This is a genomic window from Alkalibacter rhizosphaerae, assembly GCF_017352215.1.
GTDB lineage: Bacteria > Bacillota > Clostridia > Eubacteriales > Alkalibacteraceae > Alkalibacter > Alkalibacter rhizosphaerae.
Map to the genome: position 1 here is coordinate 897,205 of NZ_CP071444.1, position 17,161 is coordinate 914,365.

Below are 17,161 nucleotides of genomic sequence, written 5' to 3' on the forward strand. Positions count from 1 at the left end.
CCTACACTCCATTTTCGTATTCGTGATCCATATACACCAGGCCGGTGCCCAAAAACACATCCGATTCCACTTCGAAGGGCACCTTGTTGGCATAGCCGAAATGAAGGGCCCCCCGACTGTCCCGGAGTTCTCCGGAAAGGAGGTATTTCCCGGGCAATAGGCCCGGTTTCTTGATGGTTGCCCGGATATGGTGGATGCCCGGTTCCGGAGAAACTTGGTGGTGTTCGCTTTGCTTGGGACTGCCATAGATCTCGTTGGTCTCCGCATCCCGGAGGGTGAAGCACCAATAGAGATCTCGAAATTCTTTTTTTACATGATAATCAAAGGAAAAGGAGATGTCCTGTCCGTAGGCAAAACGGGTGGTGGGTTCCCCCTTGGGATCCAGAAGCTGAAAGTTTTCGTAGGAAAGAAGGTCTTCCTTCCCCATGACCACCAGTTTCTCGTCGCTTTTTAGACGTTTTTGTTCCCTTTCCTTGGCCCGTTCTTCTTTCAAATAGGTCTCGTAGCGGACCATCACATCCTCTGTAGGGCCGTATTCCATCATTTGTCCATCCTTGATCCAGACGCATTTGTTGCAGAAGCTTTTCACCGTGAACAGGGAGTGGCTGACAAAGAGGATGGTCTTGCCCTGATCCTTGAATTCTTCCATTTTCTCGATGCATTTTAGCCGGAAGACATCATCCCCCACGGCCAGCACCTCGTCCACGATGAGAACGTCCGGGTCCACGTTGACGCTGATGGCAAAGCCCAATCGGGATTTCATGCCGCTGGAATAGGTCCGCACCGGCTGGTGGATGTAGTCGCCGATGTCGGCAAACTCCAGGATCTTGTCCACCTGCCTGTCCATGTCTTTCTTCTGGATCCCCATGGCCAGGGCTTTCAAATAGATGTTTTCCATGCCGGATAGTTCCGGATCGAAACCACTGGTCAACTCCAGCAGGGCGCTGATGGAGCCGTTGACGGTCACTTCACCCCTGGTAGGTGCGGTGACTCCCGTTATGATCTTCAACAGGGTGGATTTCCCCGCCCCGTTTTTTCCCAGGATCCCAAGGGCCTCTCCTTTGGGGATGGTCAGGGTCATGTCCTTCAAGGCATAAAAATCCCGGTAGCGCTTTCGGTTGGTGAACAGGTCCGCCACCCGATGCCAGGAACGTCCGTATATTTTATAAATTTTCGTAAGATTCTTGATAACGATGCTCGGTTCCATGATCGGCCTCCTTACAGGATGTCGGCGAATTCATCTTTGAGTCGATGAAACACATAGGCCCCAAAGAAGGCCAACAACAGGGTCACGCCCCAGAAGTACAAGGTGTACAGGGGGTTGTCAAAAAACCAGCGCTGGTTTAACAGGCTGTCCCGATACCCGCTGACGAAATAATTGATGGGATTGGCCATGACCACCAGCTTCAACACCCCCTTCACATTTCCGATGTGCCAGATGATGGGGGTAAGCCAGAAAAGCATCTGGGTGGTGGACTTGATCAGGTGCTCGAAATCCCGGCTGACTACTGCCAGGGCCGCCGTTGTCCAACTCAGTACCGTCATGAAGACGAACAGGCAAAAGGTGTAATAAAGCAGCTGCAGGGTGTGCACGGTGGGAGGATATCCGGACAAGGCAAAGATCACCACCACGATCCCCGTCATGGCCACATGGACATAGAGCTGGGAGAGGATGCTGAAGGTTGGGATGGTGGATACGGGATACACCATTTTTGTGATCAGGTGCTTGTTGGCCCGCAGGGACTTGGCCCCATAGACCAAGGTCTCTGAAACAAAAAACCAGGGGATGATGCCTCCGATCAGATACAACACGTAGGGGTGCTCGTTGATGGCCCCGCCTCCACGGATGCCCACGGAAACGGCAAACCAGTAGACGAAGATGAACAACAAAGGTCGCACCAGCGCCCAAAAAGCGCCCAATGCCGCACCGCTGTAACGTTTATGCAGTTCTTTGAAAGACATTTCCAGGGTCCGTTTTGCATAGACCCCGTTTTCCTTCAGGATCCACCAGGGATACCGAAACAGGTTCATCCTTTTGCCTCCTCCTTAACGCTGGGGGGTAAAATCATACCCAAATACTTTTTTGACCAGATCGATGCGGGCTTGTTCATCCGGGATAAAGTAGATCTGTTCTTCCCGATATTCATAATCCCCTTTGATCACGTGCTTGCCCATGCTGTCCATGTCCATTTTCTGGGCATATAGGGCAAGCGCACTCATCTCCCGCAAGGTCATGTTGGTGTCCACGTTTTCCCGGTAGTTGTCCAGTAACTTGGGGAGCATGGAGAGCATGTTCTGATCTTTCAACTGTTTGTAAAGAACTTGAAAAGCCTTTTGGGTCCGCTGGGCCCGGTCCTCATCCTGGGTCACGTCGGTTCCCCGATCTCGTATGTAGGCCAAAAACTGATATCCGTCCAATACCTGTTGACCTTCTTTTGCGTACAAAACCCCGCCATGGGCATGGTCGTAGCCGTCCCGTTCCACATACATGTCTACGCCGCCCATGTCATCGATGAGACGCTCAAAGCCGTCCATGTCCATGGCCACATAGTTGTCGATGTAGATGTTTCCCAAAAATTCGGAAACCGTGTCCACCACGTATTGGTAGCCCATGGCTTCCTTTTCTTCCGCCGTCTTGCCGCCTCCCAGGTCGTGGCCGTAATAAAATGCGGCATTGATCTTGTCCTTGCCCGGTCGATGGGCGATCCAAACCAGGGCGTCTCTGGGAAAGGAGATCATGTCCACTCCGTCGGTTTTCAGATCCAGGGATACCATGACCAGGGCATCGGGGCGAAAGAGCCGCCATTTGTCGATCCGGCTTTCGTCCTTGTCGAATCCCATGAGAAGAAAATTGATCCGGTCTTCGTGAAAGATGGTGGCGACCCCTTCCTTGGCCTGGTCCTGTTCTTCCTGCTGCCGCTGGAGTTCTTCCATCCGTTCTTTCTGTTGAGCTTCAAAAACCTTTTTGGTGTTTTGAAGCTGGATATATTGGTAGGTCCCATAGCCGATGGCCAGGATCAACATCGATAAAACAGTACCTACAATGATTTTCTTTCGTTTGCTCCACTCTCTTACTTTTTTCATTGGTCACTTCTACCTTCGCTATGATTTGTTGGTGTCACTTAAGAAAGGCACGGAGTCTTCCGTGCCTTTCGGTCATTGATATTGCTTAGTCGTAAGATCGCTTTCCGGTGCCGCTTCCCAGAAGGTGGACATTGTCCAGGATCTTACCCGTACCGAAGGCCACGGAGGACTCGGCGTTTTCCACGATATTGACCGGAACGCCCATTCTCTCGGAAATAAGCATGTCCAATCCTTTAAGTAAAGCGCCTCCACCGGCCAGATAGATGCCTGTATCGCTGATGTCACTGGCCAACTCCGGCGGTGTCTTCTCCAACACGCCGTGAATGGCGTTGATGACGGCAGTGATGTTGTCCATCAATGCCTCCCGGACTTCTTCCGAAGAAACGGTGATGGTCTTAGGCAGTCCGCTCAAAAGGTCCCGACCTCGAATGTCCATGGTCACTTCTTCTTCCATGGGGTAGGCGCTACCGATCTGGATCTTCAGATCTTCCGCCGTCCGTTCCCCGATGAGGACGTTGTGATTTTTTCGCATGTATCGAACGATGGCTTCGTCAAATTTGTCTCCGGCATTTTTGATGGAGGTGCTCTCCACGATGCCGCCTAAAGAAAGGACGGCCACGTCGGTGGTCCCTCCGCCGATATCCACCACCATGTTGCCTGTGGGCTGGGTGATGTCGATGCCGGCTCCAATGGCTGCCGCCACTGGTTCTTCCACAATAATGGGATTGGTCCCTCCTGCTGCCAGGACGGCTTGTTCCACAGCCCGCTTCTCCACTTCCGTAGCGCCGCTGGGGATGCCAACTACCACTCTGGGTCGCAAAAATCGTCGATTTCCGCATACTTTTGCAATAAAGTATTTGAGCATGCGCTCTGTGATCTTGAAGTCGCTGATGACTCCGTCCCGCAAGGGACGAATAGCCTGAATGTTTCCAGGAGTCCTGCCCAGCATGGCTCTGGCATCGGCTCCAATGGCCTTGATTTCATTTGTATTTGTATCGATCGCAACAACGGATGGTTCCTGCAATACGATTCCCTTTCCCTTTACATACACCAAAATATTTGCGGTGCCCAAGTCGATTCCTACATCTTTTCTAAATCCCATTGCTTCCATTCCTCTCCCATCTATGCATAACTGTTTTACAATAATTCATTATATCACAAAAAAACATTGTTACCATAGGCGGATTGTAACATAGTTGCATACTTAATAAAACATTTTTTGCAAAACACAATGAATCCTTAAGAAATGGAAGAGGAAAAGAAGAAAGCGCCGGGCAAGGACGCTTTCTGAACTACTTCTTGATGGTGTCGGACACTTTCAAACGAACGATGGCTCGACGCAGGGCCACCTGGGCGCGGACCAGGTCCTGGTCGCTTTGCTTCAGCCGTTCTTCCGCCCGCTTTTTCGCTTCTTCCGCACGTACCACGTCGATCTCTTCCGGCCATTCTGCCGCATCTGCCAGGATCACCACGTTGTCCGTCTCGATCTTGGCAAATCCCCCCAGCAAAGTAGCCTTTCTGGTGGTTTTCGGGTCCGGAAAAATAGTCAGCTCGCTTAGGGCAAGGGTGGTCATGAGAGGGGTGTGATTAGCCAGAATGGCCATGTCCCCTTCCGCTCCCTTTAACACGATCCGATTGATCTCTCCGTCATAGAACACTCTTTCGGGTGTGATGATCCGCAACCGATAGGTAGACATATCTCACCCTCCTTAATTTTTCGCTTTCATGTTCGCCGCTTTTTCCACGGCATCGTCGATGGTTCCAACCAGAAGGAATGCACCTTCCGGCAGGTCGTCGTGCTTGCCTTCGATGATCTCCTTGAATCCACGGATGGTTTCCGCAACGGTAACATACTTTCCTTCGATGCCGGTAAATTGTTCCGCCACACTGAAAGGCTGGGACAGGAACCGCTCCACTTTTCTGGCTCTGGAAACGATGATCTTGTCTTCATCGGAAAGCTCGTCCATCCCCAAAATGGCGATGATGTCCTGAAGTTCCTTGTATCGCTGCAGGATCTCCTGAACGTTTCTGGCCACCCGATAGTGCTCTTCCCCGACGATCTGGGGATCCAGGATCCGAGAGGTGGAATCCAATGGATCTACCGCCGGATAGATGCCTTTCTCGGAAATGGCACGGTTAAGTACCGTAGTGGCATCCAGGTGGGCAAAGGTAGTGGCCGGGGCCGGGTCCGTCAAGTCGTCGGCAGGTACGTATACCGCCTGAACGGAAGTGATGGAACCTTTGCTGGTGGATGTGATCCGCTCTTGAAGTGCACCCATCTCTGTTGCCAGGGTGGGCTGGTATCCTACGGCACTTGGCATCCGTCCAAGAAGGGCGGATACTTCCGAACCGGCTTGGGTAAATCGGAAGATGTTGTCGATGAACAGGAGTACGTCCTGGCCTTCTTCATCCCGGAAATACTCGGCCATGGTCAGTCCCGTCAACGCGATCCGCATCCTGGCTCCCGGGGGCTCGTTCATCTGTCCAAAGCAGAGGGCCGTCTTGTTGATAACGCCGGACTCCATCATTTCGTAATAAAGGTCGTTTCCTTCCCTGGTGCGCTCGCCGACGCCGGCAAATACGGAAAGTCCCCCGTGTTCTGTGGCGATGTTGTTGATCAGTTCCTGGATCAATACGGTCTTTCCTACACCGGCTCCGCCGAAGAGGCCGATCTTTCCACCCTTGGTGTAAGGAGCGATCAGGTCGACGACTTTGATGCCGGTCTCGAACATCTCCGGTTCCGTCTGCTGCTCTTCAAAGGATGGCGGGCTTCGGTGGATGGAATGACGCTCGATGCCTTCCTGGACGGGTTTCCCGTCAATGGGCTCTCCCAGTACGTTGTACATCCGACCCAGGGTGTCTTTTCCCACAGGTACCTGAATGGGTGCTCCCGTATCCACAGCGTCCATGCCTCTTCGCAGTCCGTCGGTAGAGTCCATGGCGATGCATCGCACGATGTCGTCTCCCAAGTGCTGGGCCACCTCCACCACCAGGACTTCTCCCTTGTGGTCGATGGTGATTGCATTGTATAGTTTCGGCAGGTGTTCCCGTTTGAACTTGACGTCAATGACGGGACCGATGACCTGCACGATCTGTCCTATATTCTGTGCCATTAAATTGCCTCCAATCTTCTTTTATCAATGATTATTTCAGTGCGTTGGCACCGCCGACGATCTCGGTCAGCTCCTGGGTGATCTGGGCTTGTCTGGCCCGGTTGTAATAGAGGGTCAGTACGTCGATCATTTCATTGGCGTTTTCCGTGGCGGTTTCCATGGCCATTCGGCGGGCACCCTGTTCCGATGCACTTCCTTCGATCATGGCACCATAGATGGTGTTGCAAATGTATTTGGGGATCAGATAGTTGAGCAGGGCCTCCGGCGAGGGCTCAAAGCTCATCACCAATGGGATCTCGTCCCCTTCCACGATTTTTTCTTCCTCATCAAAATCCTCTTGGCTCAAAGGAAGTAGCCGGATCAGCTGGGCCCGCTGGCTGATGGTACTGACAAATTCCGTGTAGGCCAGGACCACTTCGTCCACGAGACCTTCCCCATACATTTTCATGGCCATTTCTCCGATGGCAGACGCCTCTGCATAGGTTGGCTGTTCGCTCATGCCCGTATATTCATCCACCACATTGTAGCCACGCTTGGAAAAGTAATCCCGTCCCTTGGAACCGATGGTCACCAGTTGGGCCTGGCTCTTGTCCTTGATGGTGCTGGTCACCAGCTTGATCACGTTGGCATTGTAGCCTCCCGCCAGTCCCCTGTCTGCCGTGATGACGATGAACAGGGTGTTCTGGATCTCCCGTTCCGCCAGATAAACGTTTTTGATCCGGTCGGTATGGGATGCCATTTCCCGCATGCTGGAGAGCATGGTATCAAAATAGGCTTTTCTCGCTTCCGCACGCATTCGGGCTTTTCGCAGTTTGGACGATGCAACCAGTTCCATGGCGTGGGTGATCTGTTTGGTGGAGTTGACGCTTTTGATCCTTCTTTTTATATCTCGGATATTATCCGCCATGTTTGTTCACCTCTCTTTGGGACATGTTAGAGTTCCTTCAAAAACAGTTCAACGAATTTGGTGAGCAGCTCCGTCAATTGCTCCACGATGGGATCGGAAAGGGCTCCTTCTTGCTTGATGAACTGCAAGGTTTGGGCGTAGTTCATGTCGGCATATTCAATCAACGCCTTTTCAAACTCCTTGATCTTGTTGACTGGAACTTGTTTGGCATAGTCGTTGGTGATGGCGTAGATGACCAGTACTTGATGCTCTACTTTCATGGGTTCGTACTGGTTCTGCTTGAGCATTTCCACGACCCGTTCCCCTTTGGCCAACTGGGCCTTGGTGGATTCGTCCAAGTCGGAACCGAACTGGGCAAAACTGGCCAGCTCCCGGTATTGGGCGTATTCGATCCGAAGGGGACCTGCTACTTTTTTCATGGCCTTGATCTGGGCAGCGCCACCGACTCGGGATACGGAGATCCCCGGGTTGACGGCTGGCCGGATCCCGGCAAAGAAGAGCTCCGATTCCAGGAAGATCTGTCCGTCGGTGATGGAGATAACGTTGGTGGGTATGTAGGCCGAAACGTCTCCGGCTTGTGTTTCGATGATTGGCAGGGCGGTCAAACTTCCCCCGTCCCGAAGTTTTGCAGCCCGCTCCAAGAGTCTGGAGTGAAGGTAGAATACGTCTCCAGGGTAGGCTTCCCGTCCCGGTGGACGTTTGAGCAGCAAGCTCATGGCTCGATAGGCCACGGCGTGCTTGGACAAGTCGTCATAAATGATCAGGACATCCTTGCCCTGGTTCATGAAGTATTCTCCAATGGTGACACCGGTATATGGCGCCAGGTATTGAAGAGGAGCCAGCTCGCTGGCAGTGGATGCGACAACGATGGAATAGTCCATGGCGCCCAGCTCCGTCAATTTGCTGACGATCTGCGCCACTGTTGAAGCCTTTTGGCCAATGGCCACATAAATACAGATAACATCTTCACCTTTTTGGTTGATGATGGTGTCGACGGCCAAGGCTGTTTTTCCTGTTTGGCGGTCTCCGATGATGAGCTCCCGCTGTCCCCGTCCGATGGGGATCATGGAGTCGATAGCCTTGTATCCCGTTTGCAGCGGCGTATCAACGGATTGTCGTTCGATAACGCCGGGTGCTTTTACTTCCACCGGTCTGGTCTGGTCGGTGACCACCGGTCCCTTTCCGTCGATGGGTTGTCCCAAAGAATTGACGACACGGCCCACCATGGCATCCCCAACGGGAACCTCCACGATCCTGCCGGTACATTTTACCTTGTCTCCCTCGACGATCTTGGTGTCATCTCCCAGAAGTACACAACCAACGTTGTCTTCCTCCAGGTTTAGCACCATTCCGAATACGTCTGCCGGGAATTCCAGCAGCTCTCCGGCCATGGCGTTTTCCAATCCGTGGATCCGGGCGATCCCGTCTCCTACTTGAATCACCGTACCTACATCCGCCGTCTCCAATTTATGCTCATATTGCAAGATTTGCTCTTTGATCACTTTGCTGATTTCTTCCGGTCTGAGATTCAATTAATTCACCCCTAACTCTTGTAGTCTTATTTCTTTCAACTCGTTTTTGAGTAAAGATAGTTTTCTTCGTACGCTTCCATCGATGACCTGGTCGCCCAGATACACGATCATGCCGCCGATGATGGAATCATCGATGCGGGTGGTCAACAACACCGTCTTTTTCGTGCGCTGTTCCAGCTTTGCTTTCAATGCCGCCTTCTCATCCTCGGTCATGGGCACTACGGTGACCACGTTGGCTTCCACCATTTTGTTAAGGTCATAGTATAATTCCCGGTAGGATTCAAAAATCAATTTCAGGTCTTCCATCCGGTTTTTGTCCAGGACCACCATGAGAAGATTGTAAAGATATCCGTTGATCTGCCCTTTGTAGATCTTTTCGATGATGCTCTTCTTCTCGGATGTCTGGGTGGACGGCAGCAGGAGGATCTCATACAGGTCCCGGTGATCCCGGAGGCCTCGCATGATCATCTTGAACTGCTCGTATATCTCTTCCACCACTTTTTGTTCCATGGCGACTTCCATCAAAGCCTGTGCGTATTTTTTTCCTGCCAGACTCATTGGACCTCTCCTGCCTCTTCAATAAAATTCAAGATCAACCGGTGATGTTTCTCTTGATCCAATTCCGTTTCCACGACTTTTTCCGCTGCCAGAACAGATAGGTTGACGATGTCATTTTTGAGTTCTTCCAGGGCTTTTTCTTTTTCACGTTGAATCTCGATCTGGTTTCGTTCAAAGATCCGGTCTGCTTCCTGATCCGCCTGTTTGACGATCTCATTTCTCTTTTCATTGGCTTTGGTGGTTGCAGCCCGAATAATGTCTCTGGATTCGCTGTCGATGTTTTGCAGCTTTTCCAAATACTCCGTTCGATAGGCTTCCGCTTCTTGGCGCTGTTTTTCTGCTTCCGTTATCTCCGTCGCCACCTCGGCAGATCGTTCCGCCATGAAGGTTTTGATCTTATTGTAAAAAAAGTGCTTGATGATGAAAAACAAGATCAGAAAGTTGACGATGTTGGCCGCAATCTGTAGAAAATCTACATTTACCATTCCTACGTTTCCCATTTGTTTACCTCCCCCCTTGGGTCATGTACTGTTTTTTCGAATTAAATAAACGGATTGGCAAACAGAAGGATCATGGCGACGATCAATCCGTAAATACCAGTGGTCTCTGCGACAGCGGCACCAAGCAACATGGTCCTGGTGACATCCCCTTGAGCTTCCGGCTGTCTTCCTACCGCTTCCGCCCCTTTACCGGCTGCGTATCCCTGACCGATCCCCGGTCCGATACCGGCGATCATGGCCAGCCCTGCTCCAATGGCGGAACATGCTTTTATCAGTTCAATACCTGTTATCATTTTTTATCCTCCTCAAATGGATTTATCTTAAATAAATGGATTGGCAAAGAGCAAGATCATTGCCACGATGAGTCCGTAGATACCAGTGGTCTCTGCGACAGCGGCACCAAGCAACATGGTCCTGGTGACATCTCCCTGGGCTTCCGGCTGTCTTCCTACCGCTTCCGCCCCTTTACCGGCTGCGTATCCCTGACCGATCCCCGGTCCGATACCGGCGATCATGGCCAGCCCTGCTCCAATGGCAGAACATGCTTTTATCAGTTCAATACCTGTTATCATTTTTATCCTCCTCGTTTTTCATTGGTTTATGTTTGGTGATCTCTTTTTATAAAAAAGGATTGGAATACATCAGTATCAACGATACGATCAATGCGTAGATCCCCGTGGTTTGGGCTACCGCTTGACCCAGGAACATGATCTTTGTAATATTGCTCTGCTGGTCCGGTCGTTTTCCGGTGGCTTCCGCAGCCTTGCCGGCGGCGTAACCCTGGCCGATCCCCGGTCCGATGCCGCCTACCATGGCGATGCCGGCTCCCAGCGCCGATGCGCCCAATATGATGAAGGCACCTTCCATGGATGCAAAGGGATTTCCGTAGAGCAGGATCAGGGATATGACCAATGCCAGGATCCCCGTCGTTTGGGCGACCGCCTGTCCCACCAGCATGACCAGTGTCACGCCTTTGGAACTTCTTGGATTGATCCCAACCGCTTCTGTTGCTTTACCGGCAGCATAGCCCTGGCCGATGGCCGGTCCCATGCCGGCGATAACGGCGATCCCCGCTCCGATGGCGGAGCTGGCGATGACCACCATGCTTCCCGATGCACCAATGAGAGGATTCCCAAAGAGAAGGATCAGTGCCACGACAAGGGCCAGGATGCCCGACGTCTCGGCAATGGCCGCTCCCAACAGCATGGTGGAGATGATGCTTTTGCTGTCTTTGGGACTGTTGCCTACGGCTTCCGCCCCTTTTCCGGCGGCGTAACCCTGTCCGATCCCCGGCCCGATACCGGTGATCATGGCAAATCCCGCTCCAATGACGGATGCACAGGCGATGATCACTTTTGGTTCATAACTCATGATGAAGTCAAAGAACCATTGAATAAAATTGGTTTCCAATCAACAAACCTCCTTTCCTGTTTTCATCCGTTTACTCCATTGCCATGGATATGAAGACCATGGAAAGCATGACGAAGATGAAGCTTTGCAACAACCCGGAAAAAATATCAAAGTACAAGTGGGCCAGTATGGGGATACCTCCTGCAAAGAACATCAGGTTGGTCAGTCCCCCATAGATCAGGGTCATGATGATCACCCCGCCCAGCATGTTTCCGAAAAGACGGAAGGACAGGGAGATGGGGTTTGCAAGCTCCCCGATGATGTTGATGGGCAACAGCAGTGGGATGGGCTCCGTAAATCCCTTCAAAAACCCGCCTACGCCTTTGGATTTGATGGCGAAGAACTGGGTCAGAAAGAAAGTCAGCAGCGCCAGGGCCAGTGTCATGGCCAAATCCGATGTTGGTGGCCGCAGGGCGACCAGACCCAACAGGTTGGCAATCCCCAAAAACATGAACAGGGTCAGCATGTAAGGAGCAAATCCCATATTTTTCTTGCCCATGGTGTTTTCCGTCAGATTGTCGATGGCCTTGACGATCATCTCTCCCACCAGCTGCATCCCCTTGGGGACTTTCTGCATGTTTCTGGTGGCAAAGAAGGTGAAGACCAGGATGATCCCCATTACGATCCAGGTATTGACCATGGTTTCCGTAATGAGAATGCCGAATACTTCGGCGTAAATCTTTGGACCGCTCATTTTTTCACCTCTTGATTCGTTTATTTTGTCCTATATATCAACCGAAAAATATTTTTCGGCTCTAGCCTTAGTTGAGTCCCTTCTTCATGGCATCGTAGAAGTTGATGCCGAAGATGACTCCCTTGATGACGAGAAGGCCGATGACGGCTCCCAAGACGTTGATGGATTCATTGGTGATGGCCACATACAAGACCGCTGCAGCCAGGACGTAGCGAATGATATACCGGCTGGTCACATAGCTTTTCGCCTGGTTGGGCGTCATGTCCATGGACTTTGCAATAGTTAGATGAAGCAACCGAAAATTCAGGATGCTGAAGATGGTGCCGAAGGCCAGTCCCATGATCATGGGATAGGGTTCTTTGGCCGTAAAGAACATCACACCTGCAATGAGCACCGCCAGCAATATGGTGATCCTGATGATCCATCCGATGGTAAAGGGCGTCTGGGAAGGAGTGAATGGTTTTGTATGTTGGTTGTTCTCATTCGTCGTTTGTGTCATGATCTCGTTCCTTACTTTTATTTTGCGCCGCTCTGGTTCCCAGAACGAACAGGTTTCGAAAAGCCGCCAGCACTCCCATGATGGTCAGGATGAAAAGAAACAATGGAGCCGTTTCGAAACGGGCGTCCAGGTATCGTCCCAGAAAAAAGCATCCGGCAATGGGAATGAACATGGATATGCCCAACTGGGTGATCAGTGCCAGGTTCATCCAAGGATTGTTTTTGTTCATGGAGTACCTCTTCCCTTTTGGTTAAGAAAATATCAATTTTATTTTCTGATTAAGTGTGACTTTTTACAAGTTTTCTGATGATAAGTGGGAAAATATGCAATTTCATCTCATATTTTGTCGTTGTATATACAAGTTGTTTCTTTATTTTACTACAGGAATGTTAAATTTACAACGATTTTATCGCTTATCTACCAGGATTTTTGCTTCGTTCAACAAGGACAAGGACAATTCGTCCGGATAGTCTCCTGAATAGACGATCCGCTTGATCCCAGCGTTGATGAGCATCTTCGCACACAGGATGCATGGAGAATGGGTGATGTAGATGGTGGCGTCCTTGATGGCCACCCCGTGGACGGCAGACTGGATGATGGCATTTTGTTCCGCATGGATGCCGCGGCACAGTTCGTGTCGTTCTCCGGAAGGGATCCCCATCTGTTCCCGAAGGCATCCCACCTCTCCGCAATGGGCCACACCCTTGGGGGCGCCGTTGTATCCGGTGGCGATGATCCGCTTGTCCTGAACGATGATGGCGGCAACCTGTCGACGGAGGCAGGTGGACCGTTTTTTCACCACTTGCAGTATTTCCAAAAAATATTCGTCCCAACTGGGTCTTTCCATATCTTTTTCCTTTCTCCTGTATTCGTGAATCCTGTATACAGTACACTGTGGTCACGATTACATGGTGCAAAAATATTGTGCTACTTATTATACCTTGAATGGCAAAGAAATTCCACCGTTTCCCTGCTGTGAAATGGGAAAATGGGGACGGTGACTTTTTTGCAAAAAAGTCACCGTCCCCATTTTCAACCATTGTCTTATCTTATTTCGTTCCGAACAATCGATCTCCAGCATCCCCCAGACCCGGGACGATGTAGGCGTGGTCGTTGAGTTCTTCGTCAACGGCGGCAGCATAAATGTCCACATCCGGATGGGCTTTCTGCAACACGTCGATCCCTTTTCGGGAAGCGATCAAGCACATGAAACGGATGTTGTTGGCTCCCTTTTCCTTCAAAAAACCAATGGCTGCGGCGGCAGACCCCCCGGTGGCCAGCATGGGATCCACCAAAATGATCTCCCGATCGGCAATATCCGAGGGAAGTTTGCAGTAATATTCCACCGGCTCCAGAGTATCCGGATCCCGATACAGTCCGATGTGTCCTACCTTTGCCACGGGGATCAGGGACAACAGACCGTCCACCATTCCCAATCCGGCCCGCAAAATCGGTACGATGGCCAATTTTTTGCCGGAAAACACCTTGGTCTGCATTTTGCAGATGGGGGTTTCGATCTCCACATCATCCAACTGAAGATCCCTGGTGGCTTCATAAGCCATCAACATGGATATCTCGTTGACCAGTTCCCGAAATTCTTTTGCTCCTGTGTTCTTGTCTCGAATCATGCTGATCTTGTGCAGGATCAAGGGATGATCCATTACGAATAATTTTGACATGTCTGCCTCCTATTTGTTGTATTTGCTTTCCAAATCTTTGATCTTGTTGACCCGTCGCTCGTGACGTCCGCCTTCAAACTCCGTGTGGAGCCAGACATCCACGATCTCCAAAGCCAGGTCCACACCAAGCACCCGACCTCCCAGTGCCAGAATGTTGGCATCGTTGTGGGCTCTCGACATTTTTGCCGTGAAGGTGTCGCTGACCAGGGCCGCACGGATCCCGGGGATCTTGTTGGCGGAGATGGAAATACCCAGACCCGTTCCGCAGATGATGATGCCCCGCTCGTTTTCCGCCTCTTTTACGGATATGGCGACTTTCTCCCCGATTTCCGGATAGTCCACCGATTCGGTGCTGTAGGCGCCAAAGTCATTGACTTCGTGTCCTTTTTCCTCCAGATAGGTTTTGATCGCTTCTTTCAACTGAAAACCTCCATGATCGGATCCAATTGCAATTTTCATCGTATCATCTCCTCGTTAAATTTTATGATGGCACACCATATGGTGCAAAATCTCTTTCAATTCTTCTGCTGTTTTTTTATAAACGGCCAAACTGGCGCCGTAAGGATCCAGAATATCCGGATGCCCCGCTACCTGGGCCTGTTCTTTCAGTGTTGTGATTTTGAAGGCGTAACCCGGAAATGTCGATTGGAGCATGTTCTTCTGGGAGGTCGTCATGGTCAGCACCAGATCCGCATTGGCGATCAAGTATTCATCCACCTGTTTTGCCACATGGCCGGATATGTCGATGCCCCACTCTTTCAAGACGGCTATGGCATTGGAATTGGCCCCTTCCGGAAAGTAGACGGAGGTGCCGGCAGAATCCACTTCCACTGCATGGATTCGCTTTTCTTCTTGGAGCAGATGTTCCAGCAATCCTTTTGCCATACTGCTTCTGCAGGTATTGCCCGTACAAACCAACAATACTTTTTTCATGATGCTTACTCTTCCTCCCTGTTTTCATTGCCTGGTGTCATTGCCGGGACGATATGATATCCGGCCGCCTTGGAAAGTCGATTGTTCACTGCCAGAAAATCGTCTTCTTCCGCAAAGAGGGGGGCGACAATGAATGTTGCCTTCTTTTGATTGCAGGTCCGCAAGTGCTGGTAAAGCCGGTTCATGATAACTTCCGGCTTGGCGATGGGGCCCATGTCCAAAACATCCCATCCAGCAAATTCCGACAGATACTCCGTAGGCACCAATGCCACGGGGTGGTCTTCTTTCCTTTTTTCCATCCAGTCCATCATGGTATAAATTACCCCTGGAATGGTCCCTTTAACCAAAATCATGTCTCCATCCGGCGCATAATGGCGGTATTTCATTCCGGGGGACCGGGCCGTCTCCCCTTCTGCAAGGCGTTGGGTCACTCCCTTGTCCACCAATACCTGACCGACTACATTTTTCAGCTGTGTCAGGGTGATGCTTCCCGGCCGAAGCAAAACAGGGATCGGGCCCGTAGTGTCCACTACCGTGGATTCCAGTCCGATGGCCGCCTGGTCCGCCGCCAGGATCACGTCCACCCGGCCGTCCAGATCCTCCACCACATGAGCAGCTGTGGTGGGAGAGGGTTTCCCTGATAGGTTGGCGCTGGGCGCCGCAATGGGGGTGTTGGCCAGCTGGATCAGTTTTTTCGCCATTGCGTGGGAGGGCATCCGTACCGCCACCGTCTCCAAACCTCCTGTGGCTTCCAAAGGTACCTGAGGTCCCTTTTTCAGCACCAGAGTCAAGGGTCCGGGCCAAAAGGTATCCATCAGCTTTCTTGCCACTTCCGGGATGACGTTGGTGACCCTTTCCAGCATGTCCATGGAGGAGATGTGAAGGATCATGGGATTGTCCCCGGGGCGTCCCTTGGCTTGGTATATCTTTTTTACCGCCACCGGGTCCAGTCCGTTGGCGCCCAGTCCGTAGACGGTTTCCGTGGGAAAGACAACGGTGCCGCCACTTTGGATCACTGCGGCTGCTTCTTGGAGAATCTTCTCCTCATATATTTTGTTGTCCTTATCCAAGGTTGTGGCCTGTTCTTCCATATATATGATCCTTGTCATAATGGTCCTTTCGCAACAAAGAGAAATCTCCTGGTAGAAATTTCTCTGTCGTTTCTTACTGCATTTTCAGTTTTTCCGCCTGATCCGTAGTGGTCAGAGCATCGATCATATCATCCAGCCCGCCGTCCAGGAATTCTTCCAGCTTGTACACCGTCATATTGATCCGGTGGTCCGTGATCCGGCCTTGGGGGTAGTTGTAGGTTCGGATCCGCTCGCTGCGGTCTCCGGTTCCCACCTGGCTTTTTCGATTTTCTGCCTGCTCGGCATTTTGCTTGTCCTGTTCGATCTCGTAGAGTCGGGTCTTCAGGATCTTCATGGCCTTGTCCTTGTTTTTCAACTGGCTCTTTTCATCCTGGCAGGTGACCACCAAGCCGGTGGGCACATGGGTGATCCGTACGGCGGAATCGGTAGTGTTGACGCTTTGGCCCCCGTTTCCGGAAGAACGGTACACATCGACCCTAAGGTCGTTTTGGTTGATCTCGATCTCCACATCTTCCGCTTCCGGCAATACGGCTACAGTAGCGGTGGATGTATGGATCCGTCCTCCCGATTCCGTTGCCGGGATCCGTTGGACCCGGTGGACGCCGCTTTCGTACTTCAACTTGCTGTAGGCTCCGTCGGCATCGATTAGAAAGATGATCTCCTTGATGCCTCCCATGTCGGGAATGTTGGAGCTCATAACTTCGTATTTCCATCCGTTTCGCTCAGCGTAGCGAGTGTACATGCGGTAGAGCTCTCCTGCAAAGAGGGCAGCTTCACTGCCGCCGGCTCCGGCACGGATCTCCACCATGACCCCCTTGTCGTCGTTGGGGTCTTTGGGAAGCAGGAGCACACGCAGGCTCTCTTCCAGCTTTTCCTTTTCTTCCGTCAGCTGGCTCAATTCCAGCTCCACCATTTCTTTGAAATCCTTGTCCAGCTTGTCCTGGAGCATTTCCTTGGATTCCTCGATGCCCTGCTCTGCTTTTTTAAAAGCCTTGTACTGATTGACGATGGGCTCCAAATGGGCGTGTTCCTTCACATATTTTCGCCAAACGTCCTGATCGGCGATGATCTCCGGGTCGCTTAGTTTTTGACCCAGTTCTTCGTATTTTGATTCGATAAATTCCAGTTTATCCAGCATTCTTATTCCTCCAATGCAACTTC

At 51.4% G+C, this 17,161-nt stretch carries 22 protein-coding genes; all 22 read right to left on the reverse strand.

Going from position 1 to position 17,161, the window contains the following annotated elements; genetic code table 11:
• Nucleotide 1: 1 nt before the first annotated feature.
• A complete protein-coding gene (locus J0B03_RS04350) occupies nucleotides 2–1,207 on the reverse strand; it encodes an ABC transporter ATP-binding protein (protein WP_207300637.1) in 1,206 nt (401 codons plus the stop codon).
• A gap of 11 nt (nucleotides 1,208–1,218) precedes the next feature.
• Nucleotides 1,219–2,031, reverse strand: coding sequence for an ABC transporter permease (locus J0B03_RS04355; protein ID WP_207300638.1), 813 nt, complete (start codon nucleotides 2,029–2,031; stop codon nucleotides 1,219–1,221).
• A 15-nt stretch (nucleotides 2,032–2,046) separates the two neighbouring features.
• Nucleotides 2,047–3,084, reverse strand: coding sequence for an LCP family protein (locus J0B03_RS04360; RefSeq protein WP_207300639.1), 1,038 nt, complete (start codon nucleotides 3,082–3,084; stop codon nucleotides 2,047–2,049).
• An 85-nt stretch (nucleotides 3,085–3,169) separates the two neighbouring features.
• Entirely contained in the window at nucleotides 3,170–4,186 is a 1,017-nt protein-coding gene (locus J0B03_RS04365; protein ID WP_309485117.1) for a rod shape-determining protein, read from the reverse strand.
• 190 nt (nucleotides 4,187–4,376) lie between these two features.
• Entirely contained in the window at nucleotides 4,377–4,781 is a 405-nt protein-coding gene (gene atpC / locus J0B03_RS04370) for an ATP synthase F1 subunit epsilon (protein ID WP_207300641.1), read from the reverse strand.
• A 12-nt stretch (nucleotides 4,782–4,793) separates the two neighbouring features.
• Entirely contained in the window at nucleotides 4,794–6,197 is a 1,404-nt protein-coding gene (atpD, locus tag J0B03_RS04375) for a F0F1 ATP synthase subunit beta (protein WP_207300642.1), read from the reverse strand.
• Between the two features lie 31 nt (nucleotides 6,198–6,228).
• Nucleotides 6,229–7,104 (reverse strand): ATP synthase F1 subunit gamma, encoded by an 876-nt coding sequence (gene atpG / locus J0B03_RS04380; RefSeq protein ID WP_207300643.1) that lies wholly within the window; start codon nucleotides 7,102–7,104, stop codon nucleotides 6,229–6,231.
• A gap of 26 nt (nucleotides 7,105–7,130) precedes the next feature.
• Nucleotides 7,131–8,636: a F0F1 ATP synthase subunit alpha gene (gene atpA, locus J0B03_RS04385; protein ID WP_207300644.1), complete on the reverse strand. Its 1,506-nt coding sequence runs from the start codon at nucleotides 8,634–8,636 to the stop codon at nucleotides 7,131–7,133.
• Nucleotides 8,637–9,194, reverse strand: a complete 558-nt coding sequence (gene atpH, locus J0B03_RS04390; protein ID WP_207300645.1) for an ATP synthase F1 subunit delta — start codon at nucleotides 9,192–9,194, stop codon at nucleotides 8,637–8,639.
• Nucleotides 9,191–9,694: a F0F1 ATP synthase subunit B gene (locus J0B03_RS04395; RefSeq protein WP_207300646.1), complete on the reverse strand. Its 504-nt coding sequence runs from the start codon at nucleotides 9,692–9,694 to the stop codon at nucleotides 9,191–9,193. Before J0B03_RS04395 ends, atpH begins: the two co-directional genes overlap by 4 nt.
• A 41-nt stretch (nucleotides 9,695–9,735) precedes the next feature.
• Complete coding sequence (gene atpE, locus J0B03_RS04400; protein ID WP_195682182.1) at nucleotides 9,736–9,987, reverse strand: ATP synthase F0 subunit C; 252 nt, start codon at nucleotides 9,985–9,987, stop codon at nucleotides 9,736–9,738.
• Nucleotides 9,988–10,014: 27 nt separating this feature from the next.
• Nucleotides 10,015–10,266: an ATP synthase F0 subunit C gene (gene atpE, locus J0B03_RS04405; protein ID WP_195682182.1), complete on the reverse strand. Its 252-nt coding sequence runs from the start codon at nucleotides 10,264–10,266 to the stop codon at nucleotides 10,015–10,017.
• Between the two features lie 46 nt (nucleotides 10,267–10,312).
• On the reverse strand, nucleotides 10,313–11,104 hold the full coding sequence (atpE, locus tag J0B03_RS12475) for an ATP synthase F0 subunit C (protein ID WP_246798186.1): 792 nt from the start codon (nucleotides 11,102–11,104) through the stop codon (nucleotides 10,313–10,315).
• Nucleotides 11,105–11,135: 31 nt separating this feature from the next.
• On the reverse strand, nucleotides 11,136–11,798 hold the full coding sequence (gene atpB, locus J0B03_RS04415; RefSeq protein ID WP_207300647.1) for a F0F1 ATP synthase subunit A: 663 nt from the start codon (nucleotides 11,796–11,798) through the stop codon (nucleotides 11,136–11,138).
• A gap of 67 nt (nucleotides 11,799–11,865) precedes the next feature.
• Nucleotides 11,866–12,297 carry an ATP synthase subunit I gene (locus J0B03_RS04420; RefSeq protein WP_207300648.1) on the reverse strand — a complete coding sequence of 144 codons (432 nt, stop codon included), beginning with the start codon at nucleotides 12,295–12,297 and terminating at the stop codon, nucleotides 11,866–11,868.
• Nucleotides 12,278–12,526: an AtpZ/AtpI family protein gene (locus J0B03_RS04425; RefSeq protein ID WP_207300649.1), complete on the reverse strand. Its 249-nt coding sequence runs from the start codon at nucleotides 12,524–12,526 to the stop codon at nucleotides 12,278–12,280. Before J0B03_RS04425 ends, J0B03_RS04420 begins: the two co-directional genes overlap by 20 nt.
• 177 nt (nucleotides 12,527–12,703) lie before the next feature.
• Nucleotides 12,704–13,144: a deoxycytidylate deaminase gene (locus J0B03_RS04430; protein ID WP_207300650.1), complete on the reverse strand. Its 441-nt coding sequence runs from the start codon at nucleotides 13,142–13,144 to the stop codon at nucleotides 12,704–12,706.
• A gap of 202 nt (nucleotides 13,145–13,346) precedes the next feature.
• A complete protein-coding gene (gene upp, locus J0B03_RS04435) occupies nucleotides 13,347–13,976 on the reverse strand; it encodes a uracil phosphoribosyltransferase (RefSeq protein WP_207300651.1) in 630 nt (209 codons plus the stop codon).
• 9 nt (nucleotides 13,977–13,985) lie between these two features.
• The gene (gene rpiB, locus J0B03_RS04440; RefSeq protein ID WP_207300652.1) at nucleotides 13,986–14,435 is read right to left on the reverse strand and encodes a ribose 5-phosphate isomerase B; all 450 of its coding nucleotides are present in this window, start codon (nucleotides 14,433–14,435) and stop codon (nucleotides 13,986–13,988) included.
• Nucleotides 14,436–14,450: 15 nt separating this feature from the next.
• Nucleotides 14,451–14,909, reverse strand: a complete 459-nt coding sequence (locus J0B03_RS04445) for a low molecular weight protein arginine phosphatase (protein ID WP_207300653.1) — start codon at nucleotides 14,907–14,909, stop codon at nucleotides 14,451–14,453.
• Between the two features lie 5 nt (nucleotides 14,910–14,914).
• Entirely contained in the window at nucleotides 14,915–16,018 is a 1,104-nt protein-coding gene (locus J0B03_RS04450) for an L-threonylcarbamoyladenylate synthase (RefSeq protein ID WP_207300654.1), read from the reverse strand.
• A 55-nt stretch (nucleotides 16,019–16,073) separates the two neighbouring features.
• Complete coding sequence (gene prfA, locus J0B03_RS04455; protein ID WP_207300655.1) at nucleotides 16,074–17,138, reverse strand: peptide chain release factor 1; 1,065 nt, start codon at nucleotides 17,136–17,138, stop codon at nucleotides 16,074–16,076.
• Between the last annotated feature and the right edge of the window lie 23 nt (nucleotides 17,139–17,161).

Excerpts from the sequence above, each read along its gene's own strand:
- J0B03_RS04365 (WP_309485117.1), bottom strand. The coding sequence starts at position 4,186 with ATGGGATTTAGAAAAGATGTAGGAATCGACTTGGGCACCGCAAATATT.
- J0B03_RS04420 (WP_207300648.1), bottom strand. The coding sequence starts at position 12,297 with ATGACACAAACGACGAATGAGAACAACCAACATACAAAACCATTCACT.
- J0B03_RS04450 (WP_207300654.1), bottom strand. The coding sequence starts at position 16,018 with ATGACAAGGATCATATATATGGAAGAACAGGCCACAACCTTGGATAAG.
- J0B03_RS04395 (WP_207300646.1), bottom strand. The coding sequence starts at position 9,694 with ATGGGAAACGTAGGAATGGTAAATGTAGATTTTCTACAGATTGCGGCC.
- J0B03_RS04360 (WP_207300639.1), bottom strand. The coding sequence starts at position 3,084 with ATGAAAAAAGTAAGAGAGTGGAGCAAACGAAAGAAAATCATTGTAGGT.
- atpE (WP_195682182.1), bottom strand. The coding sequence starts at position 10,266 with ATGATAACAGGTATTGAACTGATAAAAGCATGTTCTGCCATTGGAGCA.
- atpB (WP_207300647.1), bottom strand. The coding sequence starts at position 11,798 with ATGAGCGGTCCAAAGATTTACGCCGAAGTATTCGGCATTCTCATTACG.
- J0B03_RS04430 (WP_207300650.1), bottom strand. The coding sequence starts at position 13,144 with ATGGAAAGACCCAGTTGGGACGAATATTTTTTGGAAATACTGCAAGTG.
- atpC (WP_207300641.1), bottom strand. The coding sequence starts at position 4,781 with ATGTCTACCTATCGGTTGCGGATCATCACACCCGAAAGAGTGTTCTAT.
- atpH (WP_207300645.1), bottom strand. The coding sequence starts at position 9,194 with ATGAGTCTGGCAGGAAAAAAATACGCACAGGCTTTGATGGAAGTCGCC.
- atpD (WP_207300642.1), bottom strand. The coding sequence starts at position 6,197 with ATGGCACAGAATATAGGACAGATCGTGCAGGTCATCGGTCCCGTCATT.
- J0B03_RS04350 (WP_207300637.1), bottom strand. The coding sequence starts at position 1,207 with ATGGAACCGAGCATCGTTATCAAGAATCTTACGAAAATTTATAAAATA.
- upp (WP_207300651.1), bottom strand. The coding sequence starts at position 13,976 with ATGTCAAAATTATTCGTAATGGATCATCCCTTGATCCTGCACAAGATC.
- atpG (WP_207300643.1), bottom strand. The coding sequence starts at position 7,104 with ATGGCGGATAATATCCGAGATATAAAAAGAAGGATCAAAAGCGTCAAC.
- J0B03_RS04445 (WP_207300653.1), bottom strand. The coding sequence starts at position 14,909 with ATGAAAAAAGTATTGTTGGTTTGTACGGGCAATACCTGCAGAAGCAGT.
- atpE (WP_195682182.1), bottom strand. The coding sequence starts at position 9,987 with ATGATAACAGGTATTGAACTGATAAAAGCATGTTCCGCCATTGGAGCA.
- rpiB (WP_207300652.1), bottom strand. The coding sequence starts at position 14,435 with ATGAAAATTGCAATTGGATCCGATCATGGAGGTTTTCAGTTGAAAGAA.
- prfA (WP_207300655.1), bottom strand. The coding sequence starts at position 17,138 with ATGCTGGATAAACTGGAATTTATCGAATCAAAATACGAAGAACTGGGT.
- J0B03_RS04355 (WP_207300638.1), bottom strand. The coding sequence starts at position 2,031 with ATGAACCTGTTTCGGTATCCCTGGTGGATCCTGAAGGAAAACGGGGTC.
- J0B03_RS04425 (WP_207300649.1), bottom strand. The coding sequence starts at position 12,526 with ATGAACAAAAACAATCCTTGGATGAACCTGGCACTGATCACCCAGTTG.